At 39.0% G+C, this 13644-nt stretch carries 12 protein-coding genes (1 of these 12 running past the window's edge); 3 read left to right on the top strand and 9 right to left on the bottom strand.

Annotation, left to right across the window (positions count from 1 at the left end; all coding sequences use genetic code 11):
• Positions 1-15: 15 nt before the first annotated feature.
• A complete protein-coding gene (locus tag GTQ43_RS30155) occupies positions 16-1989 on the top strand; it encodes a GAF domain-containing sensor histidine kinase (protein WP_265276306.1) in 1974 nt (657 codons plus the stop codon).
• Positions 1990-2262: 273 nt separating this feature from the next.
• On the opposite strand, the gene GTQ43_RS30150 is transcribed toward GTQ43_RS30155, so the two are convergent.
• On the bottom strand, positions 2263-4026 hold the full coding sequence (locus GTQ43_RS30150) for a WD40 repeat domain-containing protein (protein WP_265276305.1): 1764 nt from the start codon (positions 4024-4026) through the stop codon (positions 2263-2265).
• A gap of 413 nt (positions 4027-4439) precedes the next feature.
• Positions 4440-4835 (bottom strand): hypothetical protein, encoded by a 396-nt coding sequence (locus GTQ43_RS30145; RefSeq protein WP_265276304.1) that lies wholly within the window; start codon positions 4833-4835, stop codon positions 4440-4442.
• A gap of 337 nt (positions 4836-5172) precedes the next feature.
• Here GTQ43_RS30145 and GTQ43_RS30140 point away from each other — a divergent pair, with 337 nt between their 5' ends.
• Positions 5173-5850: an SDR family oxidoreductase gene (locus tag GTQ43_RS30140; RefSeq protein WP_265276303.1), complete on the top strand. Its 678-nt coding sequence runs from the start codon at positions 5173-5175 to the stop codon at positions 5848-5850.
• A 1-nt stretch (position 5851) separates the two neighbouring features.
• Here the strand turns inward: GTQ43_RS30140 and GTQ43_RS30135 are convergent, their stop codons facing one another.
• From GTQ43_RS30135 to GTQ43_RS30125, 3 genes are all read right to left on the bottom strand, one after another.
• Complete coding sequence (locus tag GTQ43_RS30135) at positions 5852-6901, bottom strand: aromatic ring-hydroxylating oxygenase subunit alpha (RefSeq protein WP_265276302.1); 1050 nt, start codon at positions 6899-6901, stop codon at positions 5852-5854.
• A 183-nt stretch (positions 6902-7084) separates the two neighbouring features.
• Entirely contained in the window at positions 7085-7522 is a 438-nt protein-coding gene (locus GTQ43_RS30130; protein WP_265276301.1) for a secondary thiamine-phosphate synthase enzyme YjbQ, read from the bottom strand.
• A gap of 64 nt (positions 7523-7586) precedes the next feature.
• Positions 7587-7709: a hypothetical protein gene (locus GTQ43_RS30125; RefSeq protein WP_265276300.1), complete on the bottom strand. Its 123-nt coding sequence runs from the start codon at positions 7707-7709 to the stop codon at positions 7587-7589.
• Between the two features lie 886 nt (positions 7710-8595).
• Between GTQ43_RS30125 and GTQ43_RS30120 the strand changes: the two genes are divergently transcribed.
• Positions 8596-8922: an STAS domain-containing protein gene (locus GTQ43_RS30120; protein WP_265276299.1), complete on the top strand. Its 327-nt coding sequence runs from the start codon at positions 8596-8598 to the stop codon at positions 8920-8922.
• On the opposite strand, the gene GTQ43_RS30115 is transcribed toward GTQ43_RS30120, so the two are convergent.
• The 4 genes from GTQ43_RS30115 to GTQ43_RS30100 form a co-directional block, all read right to left on the bottom strand.
• On the bottom strand, positions 8923-10059 hold the full coding sequence (locus GTQ43_RS30115) for a SpoIIE family protein phosphatase (protein ID WP_265276298.1): 1137 nt from the start codon (positions 10057-10059) through the stop codon (positions 8923-8925).
• A 284-nt stretch (positions 10060-10343) separates the two neighbouring features.
• On the bottom strand, positions 10344-11111 hold the full coding sequence (locus GTQ43_RS30110) for a DUF1350 family protein (protein WP_265276297.1): 768 nt from the start codon (positions 11109-11111) through the stop codon (positions 10344-10346).
• A gap of 212 nt (positions 11112-11323) precedes the next feature.
• Positions 11324-12043, bottom strand: coding sequence for a hypothetical protein (locus GTQ43_RS30105; protein ID WP_265276296.1), 720 nt, complete (start codon positions 12041-12043; stop codon positions 11324-11326).
• A gap of 254 nt (positions 12044-12297) precedes the next feature.
• On the bottom strand, positions 12298-13644 hold the 3' portion of the coding sequence (locus tag GTQ43_RS30100; protein WP_265276294.1) for a M48 family metallopeptidase. The gene runs 303 nt beyond the window's last position; 1347 of the gene's 1650 nt are visible here — the last part of the coding sequence; its start codon lies beyond the right edge, outside the window — the gene reads right to left on this strand; it ends in the stop codon at positions 12298-12300.

Genomic DNA, 13644 nt, shown 5'->3' with positions numbered 1-13644 from the left:
CAGTAATGATTAAAAATGCTTAGTTCTCCTGATTTGAGCTTTTCTCGAACCTTGCCTATTGTTGTATTTAATCAGCTTGGGGAATTGTTGGAACAGATGGCTCAAACGGTAGAAAGTGCCACTCTAGTACTGACAGAAGGTGTGTTGGCACGCATTTGTATGTCTGGGGAATGGGAAAGGCTAAGGTTTACTTTGGTGGTTTCTGAGCAATTTAGTGCGCTTTTGTTAGGGAATTTTGACCAAAGGGAGCAGGGAAATAGAGGAGAGGAGGGAGAACAACTACCTACTCAGGACTCTGAACTCAATGCTAAATTTACATTTAATTTAGAGGCGATCGCTTCCTTTATTCACAAATTAAGAGACTTGTTTGAGTGCGATTCCTCCACTCACCGAAATCTCGAACACTATTGCCAAATTATTGGGTCTAATAATGCTACCGTCCAAAGTAAGTTCTCGCTGTTGCTATTAGAATATCTTCTAACTCAGCCAAACCAAGAAATAATAGCACCTCCAAGCCCAACTGCACCGGCAGTTTATATCTGTCAGCCAGTAGAAGATGCTTTAAAAAAACAGATTTCCCAAGAACGGCTATTGAATCAGGTAACAACACAGATCCGCAAAAGCCTGGATTTGCCAGTAATTATGGCAACGGCGATTACACAGGTGCGTGAGTTTCTAGAATTAGACAGATTAGTAATTTATAAATTTCAAGGTTCTAAAGTCAAGACTCAACAATACCAGTCTTTTACACACGAAGGTAACGGTAAACACTCAACTTCTATCTCACTAAATAATCAACCCCTACTAGAAGAACATCAACACTATGGGGGTTATATTGTCTATGAAGCCCGTGCTACAGATGCTATTATATCGGTATTGAATTACACAGAAAGAAATTGCTTTATGCGAACCTCTCAATGTTGGGAGAAGTATCGCCAAGGTTTTACCTTAGCTGTGGATGATGTCGAAAAAACTTATGCTCTAGAAGAGTGTTTGTTAAATTTTTTAAGGGAAAGCCAAGTTAGGGCTAAGTTGGCAGCACCAATTATATTTGAGAATAAATTGTGGGGTTTACTGATTGCTCATCAGTGCGATAATCCATACGAGTGGTCTAAAAGTGAAAAAAACTTGCTGACTTCCGTAGCAGAACAATTAGCGATCGCAATTCACCAAGCTGAGTTAATGCAAACCCTCACTCAAGAAAAACAAACTCTCGAACAACGAGTGATTGAACGCACAATTGGACTACGTGATGCTCTCCTCGCCGCCGAAGCTGCTAGCCGGATCAGAAGTGAATTTCTCGCTACTATCAGTCACGAATTACTCACACCTTTAACTTATGTGATTGGGATGTCGTCTACTTTGTTACGCTGGCCTTTGGGTGAATTGAGTCAACGACAACGCGATTATCTGCAAACAATCCACGACAGTGGAGAACATTTATTAGAAATGATTAATGACATCCTCGATTTATCGCAAATCGAGGCTGGGAAGACAGCTTTAAATATTTCGGAATTTTCTTTGGTAAATGTTGCTGAAAATGCTGTAGACTCACTGCGAAAAAAAGCAACAAGCGAACAAATTAATCTTAACCTTGATTTGCAAATCGATCCCAGGCGCGATCGCTTTACCGCCGATGCAGAACGAGTATCACAAATTCTCTCAAATCTGTTAACTAATGCGATTAAATTCACCCCTGAAAGTGGTAATGTTACCTTGCGCCTTTGGGTGGAGGATGATACAGCTATTTTTCAAGTGGAAGATACTGGGATTGGTATCCGCGAAGAACAATTACCATTACTGTTTGAGAAATTTCAGCAACTCGATACACCCTATCGCCGCCGCTATGAAGGTACTGGAATTGGATTAGCGTTAACTAAACAACTTGTAGAACTTCATCGAGGTCGAATTGAAGTAGAATCAACTATAAGTATTGGCTCAATTTTTACTGTATGGATACCAACTCAGGGAATAGGAATTAGGAGTTAGGAGTCAAGTCGCTTCGCTCCAATTAAAAATTAAAAATTATTAATTAAAAATTGAGGGGATTCTCTGAAATTTTTAATTTTTAATTTTGCATTTTTAATTCCCGAAGGGTGGGGGCTTGTACCCCAATTTAATTAATTAAAAATTATTATTATTCTTAATTTTTAATTTTTAATTAAAAAAAGGTCATTCAATTTTAGATTTTGAATTTTGGATTGAAGGGGAAAAAATAATCATAACAAATATCAAAGTTGGATGAACAGAGTTTTCTAGCTTCTAACTCCGTTGCCAAATTTTAATTGTCTTATCTAAACTTCCGCTAACCAACATCTCGCCGGAAGCTGTGAAGGCTAATGCTGTGACTATATTCCCATGACCTGTAAATGTACCCAGTAATTCCCCAGTTTGTAGATGCCATAATTTGATGGTTTTATCAGCACTACCACTAGCGATAATTTGTCCATCAGGACTTAAGGCGATCGCATATACTCTATCTGTATGTCCTTTAAAAGTATGAAGTAATTCTCCAGTCTCTAATTGCCAAACTTTAATCGTTTGATCCCAGCTACCACTCACAAGGATTTTACCATCTGCACTAATTGCTAAGGAACGAACGATGTGAGAATGACCCATGAGGGTATGCAACGGCTGTGCATCCTTTAAACTTTTGATCCCCGTTTGGGGTAAGGTGCGCCAGACTTTGATTTTGCGGTAGCTACCTGTAACTACAGTTTGCCCGTCTCGGCTCAAAACTAGGGAATGAGCAGCTGTATCATCTAAAGAAAGTGCGATCGCAACTTGACGTTGCATCAAATCCCAAAACAGAATTTTTCTGTCATCTCCGCCAGTAGCTAACATTCTGCCATCTGGTGTGAAAGCAGCACACCTTACTACGCCATTATGTTTGTGCAAAATATCTATCAAGTCTAATGCACCTACGTGCCAAAGCTTAATTGTAGAATCTGCACCGCAACTGACTAAAGTCTGTCCATCTGAACTAAAAGCTAGGGAATTTATTTCATCCACCAGCCCAGATATTACCCAAGGATATTCTGATAATGTATCTATTAATTCACCCTTGCTTAAATCCCAGAGTTTCGTCTCTCCGCGACTACCACTTGCCAATATGGGTAAAGCTTTGCCATTCTTACACCCGGAACTGAAAGCTAGACAATTAATGCCTCTGTTGTGTCCTTGTAAAGTTTGCCAGCATTCCCAGTCGCCTACTATACCCTTAAGGCAATGCTCTGATGGTAGAGTCTGTATTGTATCTGCGATCGCCTTTTCATTAATTAATGGCGACGTGTCTTTTTTACCAACAAGTGATTCTAAATACCAACTCAATCCCCCTGCATACAACAAGTTACTCGGACTTACATACACCTTTGATTCAGTAAGTTCAATTTGATTTGTCGGTAAAAATCCTGTAATTATGCTCTGTTTTTCATATCCTAACTTACCCGTATATGGATAAAATAAACATAGAAAAATTAATACTTGGTGATTTTTTAAATCTTCTTGAGTGACCGACCACCTAATTTTGTCTTTCTTAATACCATTAAAACTTTCTCCATCAGCAACATAAACTTGAACACTTAGCAGAGGATTATCTTTTAGGACATAAGAAAATTTGCTTTCGCCACACAAATTTCCCTCATCATCTAAGGTCATGTTTTGCAAAGTATCTTGTGATACCTTTTTTACCAATTTACCCAAGCGCTCAGTTATCACCCGATCGACAATTTGTTCTCGCAAAAGATAATCTTGGGCTTGTTGCTGGAAGTATTTGGGAAAAGGTATCGTCCAGTCGGGAGGCTCAGGATATTCAGGCGGCGTTGGTGGCGGATTTCTGGCGAGAACTTCTGCTTGTTGGCGAGAAAGTTCTTGCAGTCTTGCCAATGGCTCACCCCAAAAAGCCATAATTTCAGTGTGACAACCTTTGACTTGACTTTCCAGTAAAGATAAGTCATAAGTTTTAGGTTTTTTCACACGTTGAAGGAAATCAGTTTGTTGAGCTTTAAGTAAGCTAATCCAATCCATCTACATTCCTGCGGCAAACTATTGCATATCTACGGTGAGCTATACCAATGCAATTACTTAAGTTTATAACTCTTAGTTAATTAAAAATTCAGTAATGTTAGCAGTCTAATAAAACACAGCCATTAGGAAATGTTTCCGGGAAATATAGAGATAGATAGCACTTAGACATTTCATAAACTGATACAGTTGAAGTATATAGAATTAAATGATGTCAGTCAATTCTAACGGAGATAGAGAACAAGATACTGTTTCTAGGGAAACACTTCTAGCTGCAAAGTAAAGTTTTATCTAAGATGAATTTTAAAGGTTGTGGGAACATTAAGTCAACAAATACCGAGACAAAAACTACACAGTAACGATTATTTTCCGGGATATCGTCTGAAATTAGTGTAAATGGTGAATATTGGCTAATTTTAACCTTTGCGTTTTGGTTGTCTGGATGTTGTACTTACATTCGAGGAGTCGCCAAAAGTATCTCTTGACTCAATCTGTTTAATTTTCATCTGCAAATTCAAGTCATCGCTGCTCACAATTGTTTCTAAATTCGCTAATCTTTGCTCTAACAGTTCAATTTGCTGCTGTTGTAAATAGTTATTTTTTGATTTTTGCTCATCAGAACGCCAAACAGCAACAGTACCAACTGCTGCGCCAGCAATAGCAACTAAAGGAAGAATAGCACCGCTTCTAGTCACAGCTGATAGTGGGACGCAAACTCCAAGAATGGCAACTGTAATTAACCAGATTCTTGTGGTGGCAGATAATCTGACATCTTGGTATTGCTCTAGATTTGTTTGAGATTTTTTAGCCATAAGTAAATCCAAAGATAAAGTTATTTGCTACATTGGCACAATTGCTTACCAAAATACTTCCTACAATTGGGTTAAGTATAATTACTCTAGGAAAGATGACAGTTCGTTCGTGCTTTTTTCCAAGCCGCTAAAGTTGAGGGTTTCCAGTCTCCTGACGATACTATTCATCTGAAGATTCTCTATCCAGCAGAGATTTCAGGGCGTAAACTCGAAAAAATATCGAAATTGTGTCAATTGCTCGAGAAAAAGCATCTTTTCCAGTAGTGATGCTTGAGCAATTATTAAATATTGCCAATCCTCTGATAAAATCCTTTGAGCGTAAGTAGTTAGGCTAATTATGACAAGTGAATCTTATATTTTTCTAGCTGGGGCAAGTCGTGGGGTTGGTCGAGAAATTGCCCAATATCTGACAGCGCAACAGCTAAAGGTTAAAGCACTCCTGAGAACAACAGCAGTTGCTGCTGAACTAGAAAAAATCGGTATCGAGATAGTTCAGGGAGATGCTTTGAATGTTGGCGATGTAGAAAGCGCAATGCTGACAAATGAGGCTATTCACACAGTTATCAGTACAATTGGTGGTTTACCATCAGATGTGGAAAGGCCGGATTACCCCGGTAATAGAAATTTGATCGATGCAGCAGTTAAAGCTGGAGTGCAAAAGTTTATTCTTGTATCTTCCATTGGTGTCGGCAATAGTGTTGTTGCTCTGTCACCCCAAGTTTTAGCAGCACTGGGAACAGTTTTAGTTGAGAAAGACAAAGCTGAACAACACTTAATTGCCAGTGGACTTACCTATACAATTATCCGTCCTGGTGGACTAAAGTCAGAGCCAGCAACAGGTAATGGTGTTTTGACTGAAGATCCGCACATTATTGGTAGCATCAATCGTGCAGATGTGGCGCAGTTAGTTGGTCGTTGTTTAAATAGCAGTCCCACCAATAATAAAATTTTGTCGGCAGTAGACCGAAATATGCTGTTTGGACAAAGAGAATTTGCAGAATTTGGTTTAGAGTAATTTAGGCACGCCACCGGAGTATTTGACCCTTGACAGGGTTCACAAATTCTCGTCCTTCAGCAACAGACCTGGCGTACTCCCGCTTTAACTGGTAGTACCACTGCGCCTGTATATCTGAGTCTTTAATCAGTCGCAGGACAGGATTATATTTGAGGCCGATTTGCTGCTTTTCGACAACCGTTCGGTCTTGACCAATGAAGCTTTGCGCCACTACACGGATCAGTGGCTTCAAAAATTTCATCCAAGGGACTGTCCAGTAAATAGCAAAAGTTACCTCAGTTTCTGTGTCTGAAATGGGTGTAACTGCTGTCAAATTAACGACTCGATGGTTGCCAATGGTGGTTTCTTCGATTCTGACTCCAGGTAAACGAAAAGAAATCTCCGTTTCCGGCCTACCACCACCAATCAACCAATATAATCGACCCCCATTGTCTGGTAATAGGTGTCGTCGCATCGTGAAACCATAGGGCGAAGCATCAAATTGCTTGACTTCCTCGTGTAGTTGCTCATTTCGCCACCACCAAGCGCGATGAACATAAGGTGAATGGGCAGGATCCATTAGACCTACTACTGCATGATCTATAAAACATGGAAATCTGACAACCTCTACTAACTGCGGCTGCTCATTAAACCCTGGAATTACCGGAATTTCCATCTCAGGAGCAGCAGGTTTAGAATTATCTGCGGCCATATATATCCAGATATTCCCTTGGGCTTCCCTGACTGGATATGACTGGACATCAAAGCGACTCAAATCTATCTGCTGTTCCTCCACAAGAGATGGAATTGCAGTACAACGTCCAGCCGGATTAAAACGCCAACCGTGGTAGCAGCATTCCACTTCCTGCCCATTGAATCTGCCACAACTCAGGGGTACAGCCCGATGGGGACAAATATCTCTCATCGCCGAGACTTTGCCATCCTGATCTCGGACTAACAACACTGGTTCACCCAAAAAAATGCGGCTAACCATCATACCTGGCTTGATGTGATTACTAGGCAGAGCATAGTACCAAGTATTACGTAATACAAAATTATCGTTATTTGTCATAACTAATTTAGTCCACCTTTGACACAATAAAAGTCCTGGTTTGTGGAAAGGAAGGTTATGCTTAAAAACATTCTTTCAGATTTTTAATTGATTTAAGTAAATCCAACTGATGCACTTGTTGGTGTATTGTTAATTCTCTCAGACGTTGGTTTTTTTTGGGAAGATTGCAGGTATGAAATTGCATTATTCACCAGAAATTTGGATAAATACTGTTCTCTTTCGTGGCCCATCCAACTCAAAAAATAATATAGATTGCCAGGTTCCTAAAGCTAATTTACCATCTACAATGGGAATTATCTCACTAGAAGTCAGCATCATTGCTATTAAGTGAGAGTGAGCATTAATCGGTTCATCTTCTGGTACATCTCTTAAATGCAAGTCATTATGTAAATAACAGTCTGATTCTGGTGCTAATTTTTGCAAGAATACTTTTATATCTTCTAACAATCTAACTTCATTCTCATTGATAGCTAAAGCTGTTGTTGTGTGCCGAGAAAATACTAAAGCTTGCCCATTTTTAATTGATGTTGAAGCAAGAAAATCTTGGATTTGTGGTGTGATATTATAAATATTAATTTTTGGCTCAGTTTCAACTTCAATCAACTTATTAATAATTGTCATCTGTTCAATTTTATACTTGTAATTGTGGAGGAGGTACGCCAACACAGTCTAACGCCTTCATAAATTAAATATCAACCCCAACTGCTAACCTAGCCTTGTTCAGGTGACAAATAGTCGGATCGTAAAGCTGTGCGATCGCATCGAGTAAACTTGAGAAGTCTGGTAATTTGAGCGTTTTGTCAAACACAGGCAGTTAGTGTGATGGTTCGAGGGCTGATAGAAAGAGTATTCGCACTCCTGATAATCAATCGGAATATTTGACGAAAATGCTTCATCTCAATATCCACAAGAGCTACTTTTTTTGGCGTTGTGTAACTAATGAGTTTAGTCGTATGCGGAATTCACCCATCATTTAGCGCCGCATATCGCTCAAAAGCCGAAGAAATGAATATTAGTTGCACAGATTTTTAGCACCCAGTACTCCTGAATTTTTGTGTTGTCTGTTGAGAAACGATAAATATTGGGAATACTAAAATGGTAGAGGCGATCGCCTCAGATAACTTTCTAGTAGAGCATTGGTTTAGGTTTGAGCTTGATTGGCGCTGTTGAAACCAAAATTTTTGGCTCTTGAGCGGTAGTCTAGAGGTAAATTATTTCAATAATGTAAGTAATTGGACATAAATAAAAAAATATTTGGGGAATAATCTGAAATGCAGTTACTTCAGCTTGTAGATCAGTATATACCTACATAACTGAGATGCAAGTAAGTCGGTATTAAAAAATCAACCTGTAGGACAAAACTCAAATAATCGAACAGCTTAACAATCAGTCATTCCAACCTTTTTACAAATCAAAACATACATATTTTTTACCATGCTGACTTATTTATAGGATTTATAATCAATTTTTTCCTAGTAATAAAACTATCTTTAACTAAACTAATGTTATTTTTGGAATCCCAAAAATAACAGATTAAGATATTGACACTCGATTTTTATCCATCTAGATTAATTATCAATATTTATTCAATACTTAATCTTAGAATTTATTTTGCAAGCATTTTTAAATGTTCTATGATGGGTATATAATAGCGAAATTAGAGCATCATTTACACAAATCAGCGTGACATAATTATGAGAGAACAAGTACAAGTTATTAAGCTTAGTGGTAATTTAAATGCCACAACTTCCCAAGAATTTCGACAAAACATCACTGATATTCTGGAGATTGGTGCGAAAATTGTTTTAGTTGATTTTAAAGATGTAACGTTTATGGATAGTTCAGGTTTGGGAGCTTTAGTATTAGCTTTTAAAACCTTGCGTGCAGCAGATACTAAGCTTGTTCTTTGCTCCATCAATGAGCAAGTTAGAATATTGTTTGAACTGACTAATATGGATAAAGTATTTGAAATATTCCCCAATCAAGACGCATTTAATCAGATTTTAGTTTCCAATACGTAATTAATCAAATTTAATTTGCAAAATAGATAAATCATCGTCAAAAGCATCTTTGGAGTTCAGAGCTATTAAATAACTCAGTACGCGATCGAGTTGACAATCAACAGGATGTTGTAAGCTAACCAGTAACTGAATAAAAGCATCCAAACTCCAAAGACTGCCATCTGATTTAGTGATTTCATAAGCGCCATCACTAAAAATGTAAAGGCTGCTGAGTGTTTCAATATTGCAAAATCCATCAATATATTTGGCTTCTGGAAACATCCCAACTGGCATACCGGGGGTTTTCAAGAGTTTAACTTCAGATTTTCTGGGAGATATACCTGTGATTAAAACTGCTGGCGGATGACCTGCACTAGCATAAACTAATTGGCGGTTGATTCGGTTATAAACTCCATACCAAATCGTAAAGTATTTGTCATTTTGATAATTCATCTGAAATGTATCATTCAAAGCCTTCAATACATCACTAGGTTGATAGTAATTTAGGCCTTTAAGCGCACGGGAACGTAGGAGATTCAGTACTGAAACTGAGGGAAGAGTAGCTTTGAGTCCATGTCCAGCAGTATCGAGTAAGTAAACTGCCAGATAATCTTCATCAAGCCAATAGTAGTCAAAACAGTCACCGCCGAGTTGTCGTGAGGGAATGAATCGGAAATCTATATTGAAGGGTTCAGTCATCGGAAGAGGCAGTAGCGATCGCACATATTCTGCTGCTTCTGACATTTCTGATTCTAAAAGTAACTTTTGAGCTTGCAAATCTCTACTCAATTGATGTAGGCGTAATCCTGCTCTTACCCGTGCTTGTAATTCATTATGCTCGATAGGTTTGGAGATAAAATCATCAGCGCCAGCATCTAGACCTTTGACGCAATCAGCAACTGAATCTAAGGATGTTAATAAAATAAAAAATGTGGTGAAAAATTTGGGATCTGTCTTAATGCGGTGGCAGACTTCCAGACCAGTTAAACCCGGCATGATCCAATCACAAATAATTAGTGCTGGACGGCAAGCTAGCGCTTTTTCGATTCCTTCCTCGCCGCTACTAGCAGTAACTACCTCATAACCCTGTTTTTCTAACATCCTTTTCAGAAGTATTTTTATGGAATAATCATCATCAATTATTAGTATTTGAAACATAGAAAGTTTTAGGAAATACTCATTAACAATTTGTTGCGGTAAAAATAGAAAATAAAAATATAGAGTGGGTTAATGAGTTAATAGTCGATGATATTTCCAAAAAATCAATTATCCGATCTTATGGGGTGAGCAACATGAGCGTCTTTGGCTAAAAATGGGGGAGATGCACACACCACAAGAAGTAGTTGAGTATTGTTTTAATTGGAAGTCTCTATATACAGAGATACTTACTAAATCATTTCCCTTTTTGCGTTGAATTCATTACTTTTTAATATCATGAAATATTATGGAGGTGCAAGAGGATTCACCCACAAGAGAATGGAACTTTTTAGCTGGTTCAAATCGCGGTATGCTTCCTGCTTGAACCATTGACCTAATGCATCAAAGGGGGTGAAAGATGTTCCAGTTTGCCATTTAATATCTTGACCTAGAGGTGTTGTGTGATTTCCTGGTAACGTTTGTGCTGTAACCATCTTATCAAAGCGTTCTTGTAAGATTTTGGTTAAAGCTGCTGATTGGTCGATGGTATCATTACTAAATTTTATTAATAAATTGCGCCGGATATTGTAACGCTCTTGGACAAGCTTGTTAGTTTCCAAAGGTGAGGGGGAAAACTCGATTTTCAAAGTAGAATTGAACTGTTCTACTAGGGGGATAGCTTCTTTGGCGGCGTAGTTGTTGAAGGATATTAAAATATTGCCTTCACGTTCTACTTGAAAAAGGCTACCAATTAGCAAGTGAAGCTTACAGCCCATACTGTGCCCAAGTCCGTAGATGGGGAAGTAAAGCTTGCGTAATGCCCCAGAATCATGTAAGCGTTCGAGGGTGCGGTCAAAGTTTAACAGCACGGATTTAGCGATCGCAGTATGATCCAATGTATTGACGAAAGGTGTAGCAATTACAACATAGCCTTTACTCGCCAGTTGTTCGAGTAACCAGCGATAAGTGATGTGCGGTGCAGTGGCGACAAATGCACCTCCTAAAAAATGAATGATACCTATGGGATTTCGGGGAATGATTACCCAGTTACCTCTGACTTCTTTCCAATCCATGCCAGTAAGCGATCGCTTTCTTGATATTCTTTATGTTAGACTGGCGATCGCAATCCTGGGAAGGATTATAGAAAAAGCCACCAACAATTCGTAATTACGCTATGCTTGAGGTCTGAATCCCCATCTATAATGGGGCAAGCTGAAGAGGTATTAACTCCGATTAGAGCAAAGCGGTAGCAATGAACGAGCGTCATTACGAACTACGAATTATTTTAACCCTGAGTCTGTAATCTTTTCATTTCATGTTGTACATCTAATGCAATCTGTAATGCTTCATTAAGTAACCTTCCATGTTCAGTAGCCTGTTCATTTACTTGCATGGCTGTTAAAGTTGCTAAATTATTGACGAATAACTCTGTATTACTAAGGATAAAATTCTTATTCTCTCTCAAAATCCTTTCTGTCTTCAGAGCACGAACTAAATCTGCTTTGGTAAGCTTAAGCGCTTTCAAAACACTCTCTCTTTCTTTGATAAGCACTTCTGGATTTCCAGCTTCTTCTATTTGGTCATTGATATCTATTGCTCTAATAACAGTATTATATCTTTCAACATCACTTAACAATATTTGCAAAGAATTGGTCATGTTAAGTTTGACATTTTTACTTCTACTTGTCCATACTAAATATAAGATAGTTTGCGTCAGACCACCAACCCAAACACCTAAGATAATTAATACTATCCAGGATGGAATTGTTATCCAGGATACAAATATTTTTAGAAAAATATCAAATAAAAGATAGCTAAAAACAAATGTAGCAAACCCAATAAAAACTACAGTTGCTCCTTCCGAGCTTTTAATTTTTTGGATGTATAGTTTTGCTAAATTCTTAAGAGGATTTGTAATGATTAAAAGTCGATCGTGGACAGGTAAATTAGTCAGTTTTTGCAGTTCATACTGACTGATTTCCAAGCCCTGTAAATCATCCCGCACAGTTTTTTAATCCTTGCCAGAATAGTTATTTAATCTAATATAGCAATCAAATTTCTGGAATGCTGGCATTTTGTCTAAACTTTTTTAAGTAAGTTAATACTTCTAGGCAATGTCAATAATTTTTGTACAATATGATACTTTTGATCGGATAACTATATATGAAAAGTTAGATCCCCGACTTCTCAAAGAAGTCGGGGATCTGAACACCGTGAATTTTCACAAATCAGATTTGTATAGTTAGAAATAACTGCGTCTCACCTTCCCTTTGGAGAAGATTGTTTGTGTTTTGAAACACTACGCTGAGAGTTTAAAAATGGCGGGATGGGACAGTCTAGACTCATAGCGATCGCTCTTAATAAATCTGCTTCTGACTGTGTAACTTTATTATCCAACAGTACCGTGTGAGCGCAAGCATCTACAATAGCTTGCTTAAGTTTAGGACTGGCAAGACGAAGCCGCTCAATACTCCTCTTTAGCTCAGTGAAATTACAGATAAGCGGTGTGCCTGGTTTTTCTTGCTCCCCGGCTTTGGGGAGTCGAAAAACTCCAGAACGAAAAGCATAGGCGATGTCTTCAATATGGGCATCTGGTTGAGAGTGCCCAACACGGGCAATTGCAGACAGTACTAATAGACTATCTGGCCAAATCTGTTCGATGGAGGTGAATTCTACCGTTGTAGTAGATGTGGGATTTATACTAGGTTGGAGGCGATACCAAAGTATTAACTGCAACACAAAATGCCACAGTGATAAACTGCCGGTAGCTACAACTAAACCGTGGATGCATTTGCAGAGCCTTTGGCATTCTTTGGCAGAATTTTGGCGTAAAACGGGTACTACCAAATCTACAAGTGGTAAACGAACTTTGGGATCTAACTGGCTAATTTCGCTACTCAATTCCAAAGTTTTCTCTACCAACTCAGTAGGCTGCACTTCGCGTAACCAAGCGATTTGACGTTTTTGGATCTCGATATTTTCAGCATCTAACGCTAACGCAAAAGCGATCGCCATTGCACTTTCTTGCTCCCGCACACCCAAACGCAGGGATTCTGGTAACTGCGATAACAGCCCTTGAGCATGGGCAAAATGCTCTGGTGTAACGCTTCCCACCTGGTTTATAACCTGTCCTGGTGTATCGCCCTCACCACCAGCAAAGCCCATTGTGAGAGATTCCTGGGAGGGGGAACGCATTTGATTGCGAGAGGGCATTGCTGCCAAATTGCTGACGTTCAAACCCCCAACGCGGCGGATACGTTCTGCTAAAGGTGGGTGGGTAGAAAACATACTGTCCCAGAAAGAGGGGTTAAGAGCATTGCCAAAAAACATGTGGCTAGCGGCTTCTGCTCCGGGCGATATCAAGCGTGAATCCATTTGTTGGAGTTTTTGGAAAACTCCGTTAAGTCCGTTGGGGTTGCGAGTGAACTGTACAGCAGAAGCATCGGCGAGAAATTCGCGTTGGCGAGAGACGGCGGCTTTAATTAATCGTCCACAGAGTAATCCGATACCGCCAATTGCCATCAGTGCTAAACCAAAAGCCCAGATAGGCAAACCCTTATCTTCTTTTCCGAAGCGAAAATCACCGCGAATGCGCCATAGCAATTC

The organism is Nostoc sp. KVJ3 (assembly GCF_026127265.1).
In the GTDB taxonomy this organism is placed as follows: domain Bacteria; phylum Cyanobacteriota; class Cyanobacteriia; order Cyanobacteriales; family Nostocaceae; genus Nostoc.
This window is presented reverse-complemented; position numbering and strand designations above follow the sequence as displayed.